The following is an 18,913-nucleotide window of genomic DNA, read 5'->3' as shown; positions in this document are numbered from 1 at the left end:
GTGTGTGAGAGCCCCGGCCGGGGCTTCTCCGGGGAGACCCGGAGGAGCGCGGCCGGGGCTTTCGCGTTGGGCGCCCTCTTGTGGGTCGCTTCCCGGGTCCGTTTGCCGGTGGGTCGTGAGGCGGTCATGGTGGGGGAGGAGGCGGCGCGTGCGGGTGTCCCGGGCGGCCGTCTCTGAGAAGGCGGTGCGCCTCTGTGCCCGTGATGCGCCCTGTTTGCGGGTGAGCGTGGCGTTCTAGCGTGGGGCTGGAGGTGAGCCATGGCGGTGCGGATAGTGCGCAGGGGGGCGCTGCTGGGGCTTGGGGCCGTTTGGTGGTGGGCTGTTCTGCGGCTCGCGCTGGTGCCCCGTGCGGGGGTGCTGGAGGGGGCGGTCGCGGCCGGGGGGTGGGGGCTGAGCCTGTTGCCGGTGCACTGTGTGCCGAAGGCTCGCGCGGGGGTCACAGGGGCGGTGCGGAGGCTGGGCGGCGGGGGTGTCGGTGCCGGTACTACCAGGGCATCGCTACGCCGCCGTTCGGGCGGAGGATCTGGCCCGTCGTGAACGCCGACGCGTCGGACGCCAGGTGCAGCACCGCGTGGGCGACCTCCTCCGGTTCGCCGACCCGGCCGAGTGGGGCCATCCGGGCCATCAGCGCCTCGGTGTGCGCCTGCGCCTCGCCGTCGTGGCGGTCGGTCATCGGCGTACGGATCCAGCCCGGCGCGACGGCGTTGACGCGGATGCCGTGGCGCCCGATCTCGGCGGCCAGAGTCTTGGTCAGCTGGACGACCGCTGCCTTCGCCACGCCGTAGCAGAGCAGGCCGGGGCTGCCCGTGTCGACGGCGCCCGAGGCCATGGTGATGATGCTGCCCCTGGTGTTGTGGGAGATCATCAGGCGGGCCGCCTCCTGGCAGGCGTACAGCACGCCCTTGAAGTTCACGCCCAGGATCCGGTCGAGATCCTCGTCGCGGGTCTCCAGTACGGGGCTGCTGTGCATGATCCCGGCGACCGCCGCCATGACGTCCAGCCGCTCGCACGCGGCCACGGCCCGCCGGACCTGGGTCCGGTCGGTGACGTCCAGGTGGTGGGTACGGGCGGTGCCGCCCATACCCTTGATCAGCGTCGCCGTCTCGTGCAGCCCCGGCGCGTCCCGGTCGGCGCAGTGCACGACGGCTCCGGCTTCGGCGAGCAGTACTGCGGATGCACGTCCGATGCCGCTGGCGGCCCCGGTGACGAATGCGGTGCGTCCGGTGAGGTCGTACGCCTGTACGGGCATGTTGGGACGGTACGAGGGATTCTGACGGATCGTCAATTGTCGTGCGTGGTTCGGTTCTGAGGGGCACGGGCGTGGTTCCCGTCGCGTGGCGTGCGCAAATGCGGTGTCAGTTGTACGGGGGTGACTTCCGCCGTGTTCTGGCCGCGCCGGGGGCGGGGGCAGGGCCCACTTGGCAGGTCGGGCACCAGTAGGTGGGGCGTTCGCGGGAGCCGTCGCCCTGGTCGGCGACGCGGACCGGGGTGTTGCAGCGCAGACAGGGACGGGGTGCGCGGCCGTACACGAACAGGTCCTGGCCGCGCAGTCCTGTCGTGCTGCGGACCGGGCGGTCCCGGTTGGCTTCGAGGAGTTTCTTCGCGAGCGCGGGCAGCTTCGCGGCGCGGTCGGCGGGCAGGTCGCCGAAGGGGAGCCACGGGGTGGCGCCCAGGAGGAAGCACAGCTCGCTCTTGTAGACGTTGCCGATGCCGGCGAGATTGCGCTGGTCGAGCAGCGCTTCGCCGAGAGAACGGGCGGGGTCCGAGAAGAGGTTGGCGAGAGCCTGGTCGGGGTCCCAGTCCGGGCCCAGGAGGTCGGGGCCGAGGTGGCTGACGGCCCGGTGCTCGTCGGGCGTTCGGAGAAGTTCGAGTACGGGGAGGCGGTAGCCGACGGCGGTGCGGTCAGTGGTGCCGAGGATCGCCCGGATCTGGTGCGACGGGCCACCGCTCCAGCGTTGGCCGTTCTCGTACACCTTCCAGGAACCGTCCATCCGCAGATGGGAGTGGAGGGTCAGGCCGCCCTCGATGCGGGTGAGGAGGTGCTTGCCGCGTGGGGTGACCTCAAGGACGGCGCGGCCGGTGAGGTCGGCCGTGGCGTACTTGGGCACACGGAGGTCGGAACGGGTCAGCACTTTGCCGGCGAGCGCGTCATGCAGTCGCCTCGCGGCCTGCCAGACCGTGTCACCTTCGGGCATGGGTCCAGGGTGGCATGTCGGGGTGGGAAGAGGCCTTCGCTCAGGGTCGCAGGCGCAGGCCGCGGGGGGTCGCGATGAAGCCCGCTCCTTCCAGGAGGGCGCCGAAGGGCGAGGTCAGGGCCGAGGCGCCGTTGACCCGCTCCACCGTGACCGTGCCGAGGGAACCTGCACTGGCTGCTGCCGCGAGAGCTTCCGCCGCTGTGCGCAGCCGGGGGTCTTCGGTGGGTCGGCCGTCCGGTTCGGAGGGCCAGGCCAGCAATGTTTTGCCGCCGCGCTCCATGTAGAGCGTCAGCTCTCCGTCCACCAGTACCACCAGCGAACCGGCCTTGCGGCCCGGCTTGTGGCCGGCGCCGGTCGGGGATTCAGGCCAGGGGAGCGCGGCACCGTACGCGTTCGCCGGATCGGCGGCGGCGAGGACGACGGCACGGGTGGCTCCGGAGGAGGTGGACGAGACGGGGGAGTTGCGGGACCAGGCGCTTCCGGCGAAGCCGTGGGCGGAGTCGCGGGTGTTCGGGGCGGTGGGGACATTGGGTGATTCGGTGCTGAAGTCGAGGCCGAAGTCATCTACGAAGCTGTGGTCCGCGGGGAAGCCGGTGTCGAAGGCTGGGGCGGGGCGGGCGTCGCCGCGATCTCGGGCGTTCGCTGTTGCCCGGAGGCGGTCCACAGCGCCGTCCATGGCGAACTGGGCGGCGCCGAGACCCTCCACCACATAGCCGCGACGGGCCTGACCGCTGTCCTCGAAGGCGGCGAGGATGCGGTACACGGCTGAGAAGCCACCCTCGACACCCTCCGCCGAAACGGCTCCTCTGGTCACCACCCCGTGGCGGTCGAGCAGGGTGCGGGCCAGGGCGTGGGCGCGGACGGTGGGGTCGGGCTCCTGCTCGGGGAGCAGGGACCAGCGGCCGGCGACGGTCGGGGGACCGCTGCGCGAGACGGGGCGGGCGGCGGCCGTCAGTGAGCCGTACCGGCCGCGCGGGACGGCGCGTTTCGCCCGGTGCGCCGTCGAGCCTGCCGTACGGCCGGAGCCGAGGAGGGAGCGCATCGGGGTGAGTGTGTCGTTCGTGAGCCGACCCGACCATGCCAGGTCCCAGACGGTGTCGGCCAGTTGGGGATCCGTGGCGTCCGGGTGCGTGGTGGCGCGGACCTGGTCGGCGATCTGGCGGAAGAAGAGCCCGTAACCCCCGGTGAGGGCGTCGAGGACGGACTGGTGGAGTGCGGTCGGCTCCAGAGGGTGGGGTGGTGGCAGGAGCAGCGGCGCCGCGTCCGCCAGGTACAGGGACACCCAGCCGTCCTTGCCGGGGAGGGCACCCGCCCCGGCCCAGACGATCTCCCCGGCTGCCGTGAGCTCGTCGAGCATCGCCGGGGCGTAGTTCACCACCCGGGACGGCAGGACCAGCTTCTCCAGGGCGGAGGCGGGCACGGAGGCGCCTTGCAACTGTTCGACCGCGCGCACCAGTCCGTCGATGCCGCGCAGTCCGTGGCCCTTACCGATGTGCTGCCACTGCGGCAGGAACTGCGCGAGCGCCGCGGGCGGCGCCGGCTCCAGTTCGTGCCGCAGGGCGGCCAGGGAGCGGCGCCGGAGGCGGCGCAGGACCGTAGCGTCGCACCATTCCTGGCCGATGCCCGCCGGGTGGAACTCGCCTTGTACGACGCGGCCGTTCGCCGCCAGACGCTGAAGCGCGCCCTCGGTGACGGCCACGCCCAGGCCGAAACGGGCTGCCGCCGTGGCCGAGGTGAACGGGCCGTGGGTGCGGGCGTGGCGGGCGAGGAGGTCGCCGAGCGGGTCCTTGACCGGCTCGGTGAAGGCCTCCGGGACGCCGACAGGCAGCGCCGTGCCGAGCGCGTCGCGCAGGCGGCCCGCGTCCTCGATCGCCGCCCAGTGGTCCGCGCCGCCGATGCGGACCCGGATCGCGCGGCGGGCGCCGGCCAGCTCTCGGGCCCACTGCGGATCGGCGCCGCGCTCGGCCAACTCGACGTCGGTGAGTGGGCCGAGCAGGCGCAGCAGGTCCGCGACGCTTTCGGCGTCCTTCGCGCGTCGGTCCTCGGTGAGCCACTGGAGTTCCCGTTCCAGTTCGGTCAGTACTTCGGCGTCGAGCAGTTCGCGCAGCTCCGCCTGGCCCAGCAACTCGGCCAGCAGCCGCGAGTCCAGCGACAGGGCGGCGGCGCGCCGCTCGGCGAGCGGTGAGTCGCCCTCGTACAGGAACTGTGCGACGTACCCGAAGAGGAGGGAGCGGGCGAAGGGGGAGGGCTCGGGGGTGGTGACCTCGACCAGGCGCACCTTGCGGGACTCGATGTCGCCCATCAACTCCACGAGCCCGGGTACGTCGAAGACGTCCTGGAGGCACTCGCGGACCGCTTCGAGAACGATCGGGAAGGAACCGAACTCGCTTGCCACCTGGAGCAGTTGGGAGGCCCGCTGGCGCTGCTGCCAAAGGGGGGTGCGCTTGCCGGGACTGCGGCGCGGGAGCAGCAGGGCGCGCGCGGCGCACTCGCGGAAGCGGGCCGCGAACAGGGCCGAGCCGCCCACCTGGTCGGTGACGATCTGGTTGACCTCGCCCTTGTCGAAGGCCACGTCCGCGGCGCCTACGGGGGCCTTCTCGGCGTCGTACTCCATGCCGGTCTTCACCGGATCCTGGTCGAGCAGGTCCAGGCTCATCAGATCGGCGTCCGGGAGGCGCAGCACGATGCCGTCGTCGGCGTGCATGACCTGGGCGTCCATGCCGTACCGCTCGGAGAGGCGGGCGCCCAGCGCGAGCGCCCACGGTGCGTGGACCTGGGCACCGAAGGGGGAGTGGACGACTACCCGCCAGTCGCCGAGTTCGTCGCGGAACTGCTCCACGACGATGGTCCGGTCGTCCGGGATGTGGCCGCAGGCCTCGCGCTGTTCGGCCAGGTAGGAGAGGACGTTGCCGGCGGCCCAGGTGTCGAGCCCGGCGGCGAGGAGCCGAAGGCGGGCGTCCTCCTCGGGCAGGGAACCGACCTCCCGCAGGAACGCGCCCACGGCGCGGCCCAGTTCGAGCGGGCGGCCCAGCTGGTCGCCCTTCCAGAAAGGGAGGCGGCCGGGGACCCCGGGAGCCGGGGACACCAGGACGCGGTCGCGGGTGATGTCCTCGATACGCCAGGAGCTCGTACCGAGCGTGAAAACGTCCCCCACGCGGGACTCGTAGACCATCTCCTCGTCCAGCTCGCCGACCCGGCCGCCGCCCTTCTTGGGGTCGGCGCCGGCGAGGAAGACCCCGAAGAGCCCGCGGTCGGGAATCGTGCCCCCGGACGTGACGGCGAGCCGCTGCGCGCCCGGGCGGCCGGTCACGGTGCCGGCGACGCGGTCCCACACCACGCGCGGGCGCAACTCAGCGAACGCGTCGGACGGATAGCGGCCCGCGAGCATGTCCAGGACCGCCGTGAACGCCGACTCCGGGAGGGAGGCGAAGGGCGCCGCGCGGCGGACAGTGGCCAGCAGATCATCGACCTGCCAGATGTCCAGCGCGACCATCGCGACGAGCTGCTGGGCGAGGACGTCCAGGGGGTTGGCGGGGACCCGCAGGGACTCGATGGAACCGGTGCGCATGCGCTCGGTGACCACGGCCGCCTGGACGAGGTCGCCCCGGTACTTGGGGAAGACGACGCCCGTGGAGACCGCGCCCACCTGGTGCCCGGCGCGACCCACGCGCTGCAGCCCGGAGGCCACGGACGGGGGTGACTCGACCTGGATGACCAGGTCCACTGCGCCCATGTCGATGCCCAGTTCGAGGCTGGAGGTGGCCACCACGGCAGGTAGTCGGCCCGCCTTGAGGTCCTCCTCGACGAGAGCGCGCTGTTCCTTGGAGACCGAGCCGTGGTGGGCCCGGGCGATGACTGGAGGTGCGCCCTGGGCCGCGCCCGAGCCGCCCATCAGCTCGGCGGGAGCATGGTGTTCGGCGAGGGGCTCGCCGGTGGACCGCTCGTAGGCGATCTCGTTTAGCCGGTTGCACAGGCGCTCCGCGAGGCGGCGGGAGTTGGCGAACACGATCGTCGAGCGGTGCGCCTGGACGAGATCGGCGATCCGCTCCTCGACGTGCGGCCAGATGGACGGCCGTTCGGCCCCCTCGTTCGCGTCGGCCACCGGGGAGCCGCCCAGTTCGCCCAAGTCCTCTACCGGGACGACGACCGAGAGGTCGAACACCTTGTCGGACGTGGGCTGGACGATCTCCACCTTGCGGTGGGGTGAGAGGTAACGCGCGATCTCGTCGACCGGACGGACGGTCGCGGACAGGCCGATGCGCCGGGCGGGCCTCGGCAGCAGCCCGTCCAGCCGCTCCAGGGAGAGCGCGAGATGCGCGCCGCGCTTGGTGCCCGCGACCGCGTGCACCTCGTCCAGGATCACCGTCTCCACGCCCGTCAGAGCGTCGCGCGTGGCCGACGTGAGCATCAGGAACAGCGACTCGGGGGTGGTGATCAGGATGTCCGGCGGGCGGGTGGCCAGGGCGCGGCGCTCGGCGGGCGGGGTGTCGCCGGAGCGGATGCCCACCTTGACCTCGGGCTCGGGCAGGCCCAGGCGTACGGATTCCTGGCGGATGCCCGTGAGCGGGCTGCGCAGGTTGCGTTCCACATCGACCGCGAGGGCCTTGAGCGGTGACACGTAGAGCACGCGGCAGCGTTTGTGGGGGTCGGCCGGCGGGGGTGTCGAGGTGAGCTGATCGAGTGCGGCAAGAAACGCCGCCAGGGTCTTGCCCGAACCGGTCGGGGCGACCACCAGCACGTCCGAGCCCTCACCGATGGCCCGCCACGCGCCCGCCTGGGCCGCGGTGGGCGCGGAGAAGGCCCCCGTGAACCAGCCGCGGGTCGCGGGGGAGAAGCCGTCGAGGGCTCGGTGTGCGGAGCTGACCATGCGTCCATCCTGCACCTCGGCACTGACAATTGGGCTGACCTGCGCGTTTGCCTCCGGCGGTGGGGTGGTGGGGTCGTGGATGGGCCTGCGCCGGTGGGCACGCGTTCGGCCTTACAGTTCGCGCTCGTGGGCGCTCGCGGCCGACGGCAAATCCGCTCACCGCGGCAGCCGTGCCATCTACTGCCTCTGGGGCACGGCCCACGCGGTGCAGCGCCCATAGCGGGCTGCTGCCTGTACTGCCGCCCGGTGTGCCTGTTCTGGTGGCTGCGCTCGCGGCGCCGGGTTCTGTACGCACAGGGCCTTCGCGGGGCGAAGGACGGGAGGGGTGTGGACCGTTGAACGTGTGGCTCGAGACCCTGCCAGTCGCCCTCCTCGCCGCTCTCACGGCCCAGCAGGCCTTCGCCGACGGACGGGTGCTCGTCCTGGACGCGAAGGCTGCAGGGCTCGCTGCAGCCGCCGTGGCGCTGGTACTGCGTGCTCCCTTCCTGCTCGTCGTCGCGGCGACCGTGGTGGTTACGGCGGGGGTCCGGGCGATGACGGGCTGAGTGCCGCCGTACCCGCGTTCCTGGAGTCAGCCGACGGGGCGGCCGTACGCCTTCAGGGTGCGCAGTGCCTCGACCGTCACCATGGGGCGTGCCTCCAGTGCGGTGCCCGGTGCCCATGCGCGCCAGCGAATGGGCCAGCCGCCGTCCTCGCGCTGCTCGCTCGCGAGGAAGTCCAGGGAGCGTGCCATCTCCTCGTCCGTGAACCACGCGCGCGCGAGTGAGCCCGGTGTCCTCGCGTAGTCGTACGGGAAGTGGTGCTCGCCCGGGGCGTAGCCGGGCGCCACCGGGGAGGTGTCGAGGCGCTCCGGGTCGAGTGCCACGAGCCGATGTTCGCGTACCAGGCGGCCCAGCCGGTCTGCCGTCGCCTCCGCGCGCGAGCGGTCGGGAACCGAGTCCAGGAAGGCCACGGCGGCCTCGACCTCGTACGGATGGGACTTCTCCAGGGAGTCGAGCGCCTGCCAGCAGAAGTCCGTGGCCCTGAACAGCCAGGCGTGCCACACCTCGTTGCGGTGCAGCAGGCCCACCACCGGGCCGGTGGTGAGGAGTTCGCTCGGCGGGTCGGCCACGATCGGCACGAACGGCGCCGCCGGATAGCCGCGCTGGCTGGGATGGATCGCCGGCAGCGCGCCGTCCGGAGTGGAGACGGAGGTCAGATAGCGGCACACGCGCTCCACCCGCTGCCCGCCGCAGCGCCCGATGGCGTCCAGGACGCGCAGCGCGTGTCCGACGTGCAGGGGCTGGCTGACGGGGCCGCGCAGATCAGGTTCCAGCGCGTGACCGTATCCGCCGTCGTCATTGCGATAGGCCTCCAGCGCGGTCTCGACCGCGTCTGCGCCTCCGTTCAGGAAGTGGTACGCGAAGCGGCGCTGCTCCAGCACGCGCGCGGTGAGCCACACGAAGTGCTCGGCACGGAAGAGCGGGGAACGCTCCGGGGGCGTCGGGGGGAGTGGGGATGCTCCTGTTTCGGCCATGCGTCAGACCGTAGGGCGCGAAGCGGTCCTGGTGAGCGGTCCCGGCGTGGGCCCACTCTCAGGGGCGGGATACTGAAGTCATGCGGTTGACGGTCTTCTGGCAGCGGATGGCGGAACACTTCGGTTCGGGGTACGCCGACACCTTCGCGCGCGATCACGTGATGACGGAGCTCGGCGGACGGACCGTGCACGAGGCCCTGGACGCCGGCTGGGAGGCCAAGGACGTATGGCGTGTGGTGTGCACGGAGATGAACGTTCCGTCGGAGAACCGGTGAAATCGTACTGAAACGGAGCCGGTCGGCCGCAAAGATCGCAGGGCGGTGACTGATTGTCGGTGGCGTGGGCGAGACTTGCCCCGTGGCATCCTCAGACGAGACCGGGCAGCTCGGACAGCAGAACTCCCCGTTCGACACGAAGCCGCCCGTACCCCCGGCCGGGAATGCCGCCGGGCAGGGCGCGCGCATGCCGCGCTGGCTGCCGCGCGCCATGATGCTGGCGCTTGCCCTCGTCGGCCTGTTCCAGCTGGGCAGTTGGGCCTTTCACCAGCTCACGGGCCTGTTGATCAACATCCTCATCGCGTTCTTCGCCGCGCTCGCGATCGAACCCGCGGTGAGTCGCATGGCGTCGCGCGGTATGCGCCGGGGTCTGGCCACCTTTCTGGTCTTCATCGGCCTGCTCATCGCGATCGCCGGATTCATAACCCTGCTCGGCTCCATGCTCGCGGGCCAGATCATCAAGATCGTCGAGGACTTCCCGAACTATCTCGACTCCGTCATCAGCTGGATCAACGCGCATTTCAACACCGACCTGAAGCGGGTGGACGTCCAAGAGGGCCTGCTCCGGTCCGACTGGCTGCGCAGTTATGTCCAGAACAGCGCCACCGGGGTCCTGGACGTCTCCGCCCAGGTGCTGGGCGGACTCTTCCAGTTGCTGATGATCACACTGTTCGCGTTCTACTTCGCCGCCGACGGGCCGAGACTGCGCCGCGCGCTGTGCTCTGTACTGCCGCCCGCACGGCAGGCCGAGGTGTTGCGCGCGTGGGAGATCGCCGTCGACAAGACCGGCGGCTATCTGTACTCGCGCGGTTTGATGGCGCTCATCTCCGGGGTCGCCCACTACGTCCTGCTGGAGTTCCTGAGCGTGCCGTACGCGCCCGTGCTCGCCGTCTGGGTGGGGCTGGTGTCGCAGTTCATCCCGACCATCGGCACCTATCTCGCGGGCGCCCTGCCGATGCTGATCGCCTTCACAGTCGATCCCTGGTACGCGCTGTGGGTGCTGGTCTTCGTTGTGCTCTACCAGCAGTTCGAGAACTACGTGTTGCAGCCGAAGCTGACCGCGAAGACCGTCGACATCCACCCCGCGGTCGCCTTCGGCTCGGTCATCGCCGGCACCGCGCTCCTCGGCGCCGTCGGCGCGCTGATCGCCATCCCGGCGGTCGCCACGCTCCAGGCGTTCCTGGGGGCGTACGTGAAGCGGTACGACGTCACGGACGACCCTCGTGTCCAGGGACACCGCGGCCGGGGCACGACCGTCCTCACGCGGCTGCGGAGCCTGCTGGAGGGGCGACGGGCTGCGGACACCCAGAACTCCGAGGACTCCAAGAGCTCCGAGGACTCCGCGGAGGAGCCGGAATCGGGGTCGGGGCCAGGGCCGTCGTCAGGGGAAGGCCCCCCGCCCGCGTGAGCGGCGCCCGGGCCGTGGCGCCGATGCTGGGCGCTGTGTAGTCGTCCCACCGCGTGAGGTGATCGGCACCGTCCTGTCCGGTCGAGGGCGCCCCATGTGATGTGTCCCTGGGAGTGTCGAACCCGACATCCCGGCCGTTGGTGGACGCCATTGGTGGACCGCGAACCCAGTCTCGGGTGTGCCGGGTGTTGCGCTTGACACGAAAATCGAACATCCATTCTGATTGAGGTTCCGGCGAGGCTCTCGACGGGGATTTCGTCAGGGTTTCCATGGAGATGTGCCCGAGTTATCCACAGGCCGGACGGGCGTCGGGGCGCATTGTCAGTGGCAGGCGTTAGCGTCTTTGACGTGAAGCGATCGACTCAAGCAAATCGGGTGGAACCCATGGCAGGAACCGACCGCGAGAAGGCGCTCGACGCCGCGCTCGCACAGATTGAACGGCAGTTCGGCAAGGGCGCAGTGATGCGCCTGGGCGAGCGGCCGAATGAACCCATCGAGGTCATCCCCACCGGGTCGACCGCGCTCGACGTCGCACTCGGTGTCGGCGGCCTGCCGCGCGGCCGAGTGGTGGAGGTGTACGGCCCGGAGTCCTCCGGGAAGACGACCCTGACCCTGCACGCGGTGGCGAACGCACAGAAGGCCGGTGGCCAGGTCGCGTTCGTGGACGCGGAGCACGCCCTCGACCCCGAGTACGCGAAGAAACTCGGCGTCGACATCGACAACCTGATCCTGTCCCAGCCGGACAACGGTGAGCAGGCCCTGGAGATCGTGGACATGCTGGTCCGCTCCGGCGCCCTCGACCTCATCGTCATCGACTCCGTTGCCGCGCTCGTCCCGCGCGCGGAGATCGAGGGCGAGATGGGTGACTCGCACGTGGGTCTGCAGGCTCGTCTGATGAGCCAGGCGCTCCGCAAGATCACCGGTGCGCTGAGCCAGTCCGGGACCACCGCGATCTTCATCAACCAGCTCCGCGAGAAGATCGGCGTGATGTTCGGCTCGCCGGAGACCACGACCGGTGGCCGGGCGCTCAAGTTCTACGCCTCGGTGCGGCTCGACATCCGTCGCATCGAGACCCTGAAGGATGGCACCGACGCGGTCGGCAACCGCACCCGCGTCAAGGTCGTCAAGAACAAGGTCGCGCCGCCCTTCAAGCAGGCCGAGTTCGACATCCTCTACGGGCACGGCATCAGCCGCGAGGGCGGTCTGATCGACATGGGTGTGGAGCACGGCTTCGTCCGTAAGGCCGGCGCCTGGTACACGTACGAGGGCGACCAACTCGGCCAGGGCAAGGAGAACGCGCGCAACTTCCTCAAGGACAACCCCGACCTCGCCAACGAGATCGAGAAGAAGATCCTCGAGAAGCTGGGGGTCGGTGTGAGGCCGGAGAAGCCCGCCGCCGAGCCCGGCGCGGACGCGGCGGTCACGGTCGCCCCGGACGGGGCCGCGAAGGCGGTTCCGGCTCCCGCGTCGGCGGCCAAGACCACCAAGGCCAAGGCCACGGCCACGGCGGTCAAGAGCTAGCCCGTGACACGACGAACCGACTGGGCCGAGTACGCCTATCCCGGTGCCTCGGAAGACCGGGGCGACGGGGGCACCGCCGGGGGCGGTGACAGCGGCTACGGGGATACCGGGCCATACGGGGGTGGCCACGGGACCCACGAGCGCGACGGGGCGTACGAGGGCGACGGAGGCGTCGGATCGCGTCGCGGTGAGGGCCTGCCGGGGGACAGCCGACGTCGCGGCGACGGTTCACCGGGAGACAGGCGTCGCCGTGGCGGTGGAGACCTGAGCGGTGAAAGGGGCCCGTACGGCGAGGGCGGCTCACGCGGTGAGGGCTCGCGTGGTGGGCGTGGTCGTCGTCGGCAGCGCGGCTTCGGTGAGCCGGGCGGCGACCCACAGGACGGAGGTTCCGTTTCCTCGTCGAGGGCCGAGATTGCGGAACCGCCGGCGGACCCGGCTGAGCGGGCGCGGGCGATCTGTCTGCGCCTGCTCACCGGGACCCCGCGTACGCGGAAGCAGCTCGCGGACGCCCTTCGCAAGCGTGAGATCCCGGACGAAGTGGCCGAGGAGGTGCTGACGCGGTTCGAGGAAGTCGGACTGATCAACGACAGCGCGTTCGCGGACGCCTGGGTCGAGTCCCGTCACCACGGCCGGGGACTGGCCCGGCGGGCGCTCGTACAGGAACTGCGTACCAAGGGCGTGGACTCGACGCTCATCGACGAGGCCGTCGGGCAGCTCGACTCCGAACAGGAGGAGACGACCGCGGGTGAACTCGTCGCCCGCAAGTTGCGTGCGACCCGCGGCCTCGACCGCGACAAGCGGCTGCGGCGCCTGGCGGGCATGCTCGCCCGCAAGGGCTACCCCCCGGGCATGGCCCTGCGGGTGGTGCGGCAGGCGCTGGAGGCGGAGGGCGAGGACATCGAGTTTTTCGGCGGCGAGGGATTCTGAACCTGGTCGGAGCGTCTTTGCGAGCCAGGGACCGAGGAAGTGCGGTTCCGGCCCTGAACAGGGTGGACGCGCGGGGGTGCCCATAGCGTTCAGGGTTGGCTGCCGCCCGAACGCGTGGCGAGGACGAGGTTGTGCCTGCGTGCGACTGCCTGGACGGAGTCCTGCAGGAGGTCGTTGCCGTCCTCGACCGCCTCCTACAATATTGCGGCTGCGGCTTTTCACCGACGACGCCTACCTGGTCACCACGGCCCGGTGCCGCATCCTCCGCCTGACGGCGGCCCACTTGCCTGGACCGACGTGATCACCGGCGCTGACCCGAAGCGATAGCCGGGCCGTCAACATCCTCACAATCAACTGAGGGCTCGCAGAGAATAAGCATGTTGATTCTTTAGGAGCCCTAATAGGGCTTGGTCAGGTTCGTAGTGGTGTGGGTATGTCGCGGTGGCAGGTGGGGCAGGCGCCGGTCCAGGTGGCGAGGAGGGTCTGCAGTTCGCGGACCACTTGGTAGAGGCTCAGGCCTGCGTGGCGTCTTTTGGGTCTGGTGCCAGTCGTTGCAGAGTGCAGAAGGCGTGGGCGGCGGAGACGAGGGTGACGTGGTGGTGCCATCCGTTCCAGGTGCGGCCTTCGAAGTGGGCCAGTCCCAGGGCCTGCTTCATTTCGCGGTAGTCGTGCTCAATGCGCCAGCGGAGCTTGGCCAGCCGCACCAGCGTGGCCAGTGGCATGCCGGAGGGCAGGTTCGAGAGCCAGAACTGGACCGGCTCGGGCTCGGTTGCGGGCCATTCCGCCAGCAGCCACCGCTCGGGCAGTTCAGGATCGTCGGTGGCCCGGCGGATGCCGCGGCCGGCCGGGCGGATGCGCAGGGCGACGAACCGGGAGTACATACGCTTGAAGCCGCTTCGGCTCTTGCCCGGCCGGGAGCCTTCCCGCCACGACACCGGTCTCGCCGCCGCCCTCCCGGCCGCGACGACCAGGTCTTTCATGGTCTGCGCAGGCTCGGGGTACTGCATTTTGGGTGGCCGGCCGGTGCCCGCATAGGCGGGCTGGACGGGCCGGGCGTCGGCGGGCTGGGCGGTATGGCGCGAGGAAATCCCCACTGCATAGGGCAGTTTGCGTTCCTCCAGGCCCAGCCGGAAGGCGGCGGCATCGCCGTATCCGGCGTCCGCGACGACCAAAGGAACGTCGATGCCCCACGACCGGGTCTCGTCGATCATGTCCAGGGCCAGCTGCCACTTCTCCACATGCCCCACCTGAGCGGGAATCCCGCACCGGCCGCGGCGGGCGATCTTGTCCGCATCGGCCTCCGGCGCGTCGGGATCCCAGGATGCGGGCAGGAACAGCCGCCAGTCGATCGCGGCCGAGGCACGGTCGTTGGCCAGGTGCAGCGAGACGCCCACCTGGCAGTTGGTGACCTTGCCCGCGGTGCCGGTGTACTGCCGCGACACACACGCCGAGGCATCCCCGTCCTTGAGGAAGCCAGTGTCGTCCACGATCAACGCCTCGGGACCGACCGCCTCGTGCATCCTCCAGGCCAGCCGGGCCCGCACGTGCGCGGGATCCCACGGGCTGGAGGTGATGAAGTGCGCCAGCGCCTGCCGGTTGCCGTCCTCACCCAGACGGGCCGCCATCGGCTCCACCGACTTGCGCTGCCCGTCCAGCAGCAGCCCGCGCACATACGCCTGCCCCCACCGCCGCTGATCCGCACGGAAGAACCCGTCGAACAACTCCGCCGCGAACGCCTCCAAGTCCCCCCGGACCGAGGCCATCTCCTCAGGTGTCACACCATTTCCAACGACACTCACCGAGCATGAGACACGCATGCACGAGTGAAGATGACCAAGCCCTACTAAGGGCTCGTAAAGAATCAACACGTTGCTGCGGTCTCTGTCGTGAGGGTCACGCCGTGTGCGGCGGCGTGGACGAGGAGTCCGGCCACGGTGTTGAGGTGTGCTGTTGGGGGCCGGGGTGTGTGTGCGTGCTGGTCCATCAGTCGCCGGATCTCGCTGGTGGTGTGGCGGATGGTGTCCTTGCTGACGGCGAAGAGGTGGGCCAGCACGGTAGGCGGCAGGGCGAGGTTTTGTTGCAGCACGGTGGCCAGGACCCGGTCGGCCAGGTCGAGTTTGGCTTTGCGGCCGCCGCCCGGGGCCCGGCGTCGCTCGCCGCCGTCGCGTCGGGCGGCGGGGTCCTGTTTCTGCAGCGTCTGCCAGTCGACGGTCAGGGTCTCAGTCAGCTCGGTCAGTGCGGTGCAGGTCATACCGGTCAGCGCGGGATGTGACAGAGCTCCGCGGTCGAAGACCGCCGTCGGCCCGGGCGTTGGTCCGGTGGGGCCTGCCGGGCTGGCGGGGTGCGGGTGCACGGTGTAGTTCCAGCTGCCCTGAAAGGCATGTCCGGTGACCGGCACTGCGTTCAGCTCCGCATCGCTGACCTTCACACCGATGGGATAGGCGCCGGTGTCGAGTTCCGCGTGGACGGTGAGACCGGTGCGGGTGGTGGTCGCGGCGATGGACTGCACAACGACCTCGTGGCTGTTCAGCGGTCTGCCGCGCCAGTTCATGGTGATCGCGGAGAACAGCCGATGCTCCACCTTGTTCCACTTCGATGTGCCCGGCGGCATGTGGCAGACCGTGACGGCCAGGCCGGTCCGGGCGGCGAACGCAGCCAGCTCGGTCTTGAAGGCCCGGGTGCGATAGCCGTTGGAGCCGCCGGCATCGGCAGTGATCAGCAGACGTCTGGCCTGCGGATAATCGAGGCGTCCTTGCCCGTTCCACCAACGGTTGATCGATTCGACCGCGAAGGCTGCGGTGTCGTGATCCGTACCGACGTTCACCCAGCCGGTGTTCGCCGCCAGGTCGTAGATGCCGTAGGGCAGGGCCTTGCCCAGTGCATCACCGGGGAAGTCATGGACGTCAACCCGCACGGGCTCACCGGCCGGCCGCCATTGACGTCCCGCGTTCTTGAACTCCCCGACGACTTCCTTCTTTTTCGTGTCCACACTGACCACCGGCTCGCCGTCCGCCTGATGGTCCTTGACCTGGCCGTTGATGTACCGGAACTGCGCGTCCCGGTCGGGGTGTTGAGCGCCTTCAAGGGTCTTGGCATTGGCCTGCAGACTGAAACCGTTCTCCCGCAGCAGCCTGCCCACGGTCGGCGCCGAGGCGGCATGGCCCTGCCTTGTCAGCTCCCGGCCAGAGACCGCAGCGACCTGGTCGTCCACCGCAGCGGCGACATCGGATCGCCCCGCTCATTCGGCTCGACCAGCGCCAGCAACGCTGGAACGAGCAGCGGGTCAAGCTCCTCGGCGCTCTTGCGACCGCCGCCGGCCCGGCGCACCCGGCCATCGGGCAATGGGTCCTCACCGCCCTCCAGCTCGAAGACCCCCTTGCGCACCGTTGTCTCGCTCACCCCTGCGGATTGGGCGACGGCCCGGACCCCGCCGTGGCCCAGCAGCCGGGCCTCGGCGGCCAGCGCCAGCCGCTGCTGCCGCTCATTCAGATGAGGCAACAACACCCCGAGTTTCAGGGCAAGTTGGTCACGAACCTCGTTCGGTATGGACATACCACACCAACGACAGGCAGACCAGGAAGCAACGTGTTGATTCTTTACGAGCCCTTAGAGCAGCTGAAACGTCCGCCGGAACGACGGGCTGTGACGAGAGATCGAGGATAAGGGGGTGACGGGCGGGCGAAATCTTTTTCCGTATATCTAAATTTATGCATTGTGGTGCTGCTGCCCGACAGGCGTCGGGCAGCAGCACCACAATGCATGGTGCGTGAGAACTCGCTATAGCACTCTATCTATGAGTGCAGAGTCAGCACTTGTAGATGCCAACGAAGGTACCGAGAGCCCCTTGCTGGAACTTGATGTGGCTACTATTCCCGGCAGGTATCGAGAAGCAGTCATGCGAAATGGCGCCGTCTTTGTTCTCGATCCGGGCCGCAGCTCTCACCGTGTACGAGCAGTGGTTGTTGTAGTAGACGGTCGTGGTGACGGTTCCGGGGGTGTAGGAGAAGTTCACCCTTTTCGAGCTGTTGTCGCATCCCCATGAGTTCTTCGCCGCTGGACCGTCGAATGCCTGCGCGCTCCCACCGAAGGCGGGAATTGAGAGAGCGATAGTCAGCGCAACTACACCGGTTTTGGAGAGTACTTTCTTCAAGTTTCTTCCATTCCTGCGGGGGGGTTTCTTTTACATCTGGAATGTTTTCATTATTGGCATGGCGAAGCAATGATGTTGAGCTAGATTTGAGCTTGCCGATCGTAGTGGAACTTGTAATTCCGATTAACCTCGATCGTTCATGAGTTTCGTTGGGTCGCTGGCACGGACTCTGCGCTTGTGCGGTGCGGCTATTTTGAGGTCGCGGCAGGTTGAGGGACCGGCTCAGCGTCGGGTGGGTGCCGGGTTCCACTTCCCGTGGCGGTCGTGCAGGTGGTTGGGATGGTTGAAGTGGCTGGTCAGCCGGAGGGTGGCCGTTTGGGTTCCCAGCGGCGGATCTCGTCGGCCAGGGCGAGTATCGGCATCCAGGCGAGGAGGTCGAGCGCGAGGGAGACGATCTCCAGCCAGATCTGGTTCTGGGCGGTGTCGTGCAGGGATGGGTTGCGCAGGCCGGTGTCGCTGGCGTTTCGGATGCGGCCCTCGCAGCGGGCCCGCCGCCTTGGGCGTTAGTGGCGAAGCAGGTGAGCCGGTGGCCGGCGAGGTCGGTGAAACGCATTTGGGTGCTGGGGTGCGGGCGTTCCCTGCGGACTATCAGCTACATCCCCTTGGAGCAGGAGGGGAGGTCGGCCATGTCGGTGATCTCGGCGACCCAGGGGCCGGGCCGTTCGGTCCCGCCAGTGTCGTAGGCCGGTGTCTACGCCCTCTTCGGGTTCGCGGTGGCGTTCTGCTTCTCGGCGTGTGCAAGCACCGGCTCGCCGTCGATGTCCACGATCACGCTGCCGTCGGCGGACGGGCTGTCTTCAGCGGCCAACTCCCAGACTCGCGTGCGCACTTTGGCTCAGGCCGTGCAGATCGTGGTCAGCGCCTTCGGCCCGGCTGCGGCAAGGACGCCGACGAGACGGGAGACCGTCGGATCGGACGCTCGCGGGCCGAAAACGTCGGGCTCGGCCCGCAGCATGGCGACATCGGCCAGGCAGTCCCCGCCCAGCGAGACTCCGAGCGCGACATCCAGCAGGACCCTTGCCCGGATCGTGCACAGCCCGCGGCTTGCGCCGCGGCGCAAGCGCCGCCGAAATCGCGGTGTCCAGTCCCACCTTGCGGACCGTCTTGACCGGCAGCACCGCCCCGGCTCGGGAGACCGTCCTTTTGCCACCACAACCGATTGAAGACCTGGCCTGTTGTCACTGCTCCAGACGCGGCCACCATGTGCCTGGCCTTCAGGAATCCAGCTTCCCGCGTAGCGAGGCAGGGGCAGCCGGATCACCCAACGATCCGGCGTCTGCCGAGACAGCTGCGAGGCCGACCTCGATCAGGTGCAGGATCTCGGAGTTGATGGACCGCCGGTCCGCAGTCGCCTGAGTACGTACGCGAGCGTGAAGGTCTTCGGGAAATCGGACGTTGAAGTTGACCATGTGGCCACCATAAGGAGACCGCTACCACTACCTCCGACGCCCATGATCTGTCCCACGCCGAGCACGGCAGGAAGGCGCAGGCGAAGCTAACCCGGTATGACCGGATGATGGCCCGGCGCAAGCCAGAGACGGGACAGGCCGGATCGCAGGGCTACCGCGAAGCGAATGAGTTGCGGGCCAAGACGTACATGAAGGTAGCCCGGCAACGCCAGGACACCGGGCGCAAGTGGGCCAAGGCCGTGGTCCGCGACCATGACGCCCTGGCCGTCGAGGACTTCCGTCCGAAGTTTCTCAGCCGTTCCACCATGGCCCGCAAGGCGGCTGACGCCGCTATCAGAGCCACCAAGAAGGCCCTGATCGAGATGGGCCGCAAGCATGGCCGTGCCGTGTTCCTGGTACACCCCGCGCATACCACCATGGACTGCGCACAGTGCGGAGCGAGAACCAAGCACGCACTGCCTCTCTCAGAACGAACCTACGCCTGCACCGCGTGCGGAGCTGAGCCCCCTAGGGACAAGAACTCCGCCCGTGTGATGCTGGTCCGGGCTGGTCTCAACCCGGCTGGTGCTGATCGTGTAAGGGCCGCTGGGCCGCCGGTCCACAGCCAACGTGAGCCAGGAATCCCCCGCCTGTAGGACGGGGAGG

At 69.4% G+C, this 18,913-nt stretch carries 13 protein-coding genes and 3 pseudogenes; 7 read left to right on the top strand and 9 right to left on the bottom strand.

Annotation, left to right across the window (positions count from 1 at the left end; genetic code table 11):
* Nucleotides 1–258 precede the first annotated feature (258 nt).
* Nucleotides 259–537: a hypothetical protein gene (locus OG734_RS11615; protein ID WP_330287420.1), complete on the top strand. Its 279-nt coding sequence runs from the start codon at nt 259–261 to the stop codon at nt 535–537.
* Here the strand turns inward: OG734_RS11615 and OG734_RS11610 are convergent.
* The 3 genes from OG734_RS11610 to OG734_RS11600 form a co-directional block, all read right to left on the bottom strand.
* Entirely contained in the window at nt 485–1,249 is a 765-nt protein-coding gene (locus OG734_RS11610) for an SDR family NAD(P)-dependent oxidoreductase (RefSeq protein WP_330287419.1), read from the bottom strand. The two genes, OG734_RS11615 and OG734_RS11610, sit on opposite strands and share 53 nt — an antisense overlap.
* Nucleotides 1,250–1,355: 106 nt before the next feature.
* Nucleotides 1,356–2,195, bottom strand: coding sequence for an Fpg/Nei family DNA glycosylase (locus tag OG734_RS11605; protein ID WP_330287418.1), 840 nt, complete (start codon nt 2,193–2,195; stop codon nt 1,356–1,358).
* Nucleotides 2,196–2,235: 40 nt separating this feature from the next.
* Nucleotides 2,236–7,062, bottom strand: a complete 4,827-nt coding sequence (locus OG734_RS11600) for an ATP-dependent helicase (protein WP_330287417.1) — start codon at nt 7,060–7,062, stop codon at nt 2,236–2,238.
* A gap of 335 nt (nt 7,063–7,397) precedes the next feature.
* On the opposite strand from OG734_RS11600, the gene OG734_RS11595 reads away from it, so the two are divergent.
* Entirely contained in the window at nt 7,398–7,607 is a 210-nt protein-coding gene (locus OG734_RS11595) for an AzlD domain-containing protein (RefSeq protein WP_330287416.1), read from the top strand.
* Nucleotides 7,608–7,633: 26 nt separating this feature from the next.
* Here the strand turns inward: OG734_RS11595 and OG734_RS11590 are convergent, their stop codons facing one another.
* A complete protein-coding gene (locus OG734_RS11590) occupies nt 7,634–8,578 on the bottom strand; it encodes a hypothetical protein (protein ID WP_330287415.1) in 945 nt (314 codons plus the stop codon).
* A gap of 80 nt (nt 8,579–8,658) precedes the next feature.
* Between OG734_RS11590 and OG734_RS11585 the strand changes: the two genes are divergently transcribed.
* The 4 genes from OG734_RS11585 (at nt 8,659) to recX (ending at nt 12,709) form a co-directional block, all read left to right on the top strand.
* Complete coding sequence (locus OG734_RS11585; RefSeq protein ID WP_330287414.1) at nt 8,659–8,853, top strand: DUF3046 domain-containing protein; 195 nt, start codon at nt 8,659–8,661, stop codon at nt 8,851–8,853.
* Nucleotides 8,854–8,935: 82 nt separating this feature from the next.
* Nucleotides 8,936–10,261, top strand: a complete 1,326-nt coding sequence (locus OG734_RS11580; protein WP_330287413.1) for an AI-2E family transporter — start codon at nt 8,936–8,938, stop codon at nt 10,259–10,261.
* Between the two features lie 384 nt (nt 10,262–10,645).
* Nucleotides 10,646–11,782: a recombinase RecA gene (recA, locus tag OG734_RS11575; protein ID WP_329270112.1), complete on the top strand. Its 1,137-nt coding sequence runs from the start codon at nt 10,646–10,648 to the stop codon at nt 11,780–11,782.
* 3 nt (nt 11,783–11,785) lie between these two features.
* Complete coding sequence (gene recX / locus OG734_RS11570; RefSeq protein WP_330287412.1) at nt 11,786–12,709, top strand: recombination regulator RecX; 924 nt, start codon at nt 11,786–11,788, stop codon at nt 12,707–12,709.
* A gap of 512 nt (nt 12,710–13,221) precedes the next feature.
* On the opposite strand, the gene OG734_RS11565 is transcribed toward recX, so the two are convergent.
* The 5 genes and pseudogenes from OG734_RS11565 to OG734_RS11545 all read right to left on the bottom strand — a co-directional run bounded on the left by OG734_RS11565 (nt 13,222) and on the right by OG734_RS11545 (nt 18,268).
* Entirely contained in the window at nt 13,222–14,487 is a 1,266-nt protein-coding gene (locus OG734_RS11565; protein WP_443064853.1) for an IS701 family transposase, read from the bottom strand.
* Nucleotides 14,488–14,570: 83 nt separating this feature from the next.
* A pseudogene (locus OG734_RS11560) lies at nt 14,571–16,261 on the bottom strand (ISAzo13 family transposase).
* Between the two features lie 253 nt (nt 16,262–16,514).
* Nucleotides 16,515–16,859, bottom strand: coding sequence for a hypothetical protein (locus OG734_RS11555; RefSeq protein WP_330287410.1), 345 nt, complete (start codon nt 16,857–16,859; stop codon nt 16,515–16,517).
* A gap of 311 nt (nt 16,860–17,170) precedes the next feature.
* Nucleotides 17,171–18,019, bottom strand: a pseudogene (locus OG734_RS11550) (transposase); the annotation flags it as partial.
* Nucleotides 18,020–18,073: 54 nt separating this feature from the next.
* On the bottom strand, nt 18,074–18,268 hold the full coding sequence (locus OG734_RS11545; RefSeq protein WP_330287409.1) for a TA system antitoxin ParD family protein: 195 nt from the start codon (nt 18,266–18,268) through the stop codon (nt 18,074–18,076).
* An 11-nt stretch (nt 18,269–18,279) separates the two neighbouring features.
* On the opposite strand from OG734_RS11545, the pseudogene OG734_RS11540 reads away from it, so the two are divergent.
* Nucleotides 18,280–18,903 (top strand): annotated as a pseudogene (locus tag OG734_RS11540) (RNA-guided endonuclease InsQ/TnpB family protein); the annotation flags it as partial.
* Nucleotides 18,904–18,913: the final 10 nt, after the last annotated feature.

The sequence above is a fragment of the Streptomyces sp. NBC_00576 genome, from assembly GCF_036345175.1.
GTDB lineage: Bacteria > Actinomycetota > Actinomycetes > Streptomycetales > Streptomycetaceae > Streptomyces.
Note: the sequence above shows the minus strand (reverse complement) of the source record. Positions and strands in the feature narration are given on the sequence as shown.

Excerpts from the sequence above, each read along its gene's own strand:
- OG734_RS11615 (WP_330287420.1), top strand. The coding sequence starts at position 259 with ATGGCGGTGCGGATAGTGCGCAGGGGGGCGCTGCTGGGGCTTGGGGCC.
- OG734_RS11610 (WP_330287419.1), bottom strand. The coding sequence starts at position 1,249 with ATGCCCGTACAGGCGTACGACCTCACCGGACGCACCGCATTCGTCACC.
- OG734_RS11605 (WP_330287418.1), bottom strand. The coding sequence starts at position 2,195 with ATGCCCGAAGGTGACACGGTCTGGCAGGCCGCGAGGCGACTGCATGAC.
- OG734_RS11600 (WP_330287417.1), bottom strand. The coding sequence starts at position 7,062 with ATGGTCAGCTCCGCACACCGAGCCCTCGACGGCTTCTCCCCCGCGACC.
- OG734_RS11590 (WP_330287415.1), bottom strand. The coding sequence starts at position 8,578 with ATGGCCGAAACAGGAGCATCCCCACTCCCCCCGACGCCCCCGGAGCGT.
- OG734_RS11585 (WP_330287414.1), top strand. The coding sequence starts at position 8,659 with ATGCGGTTGACGGTCTTCTGGCAGCGGATGGCGGAACACTTCGGTTCG.
- recA (WP_329270112.1), top strand. The coding sequence starts at position 10,646 with ATGGCAGGAACCGACCGCGAGAAGGCGCTCGACGCCGCGCTCGCACAG.
- OG734_RS11545 (WP_330287409.1), bottom strand. The coding sequence starts at position 18,268 with ATGGTCAACTTCAACGTCCGATTTCCCGAAGACCTTCACGCTCGCGTA.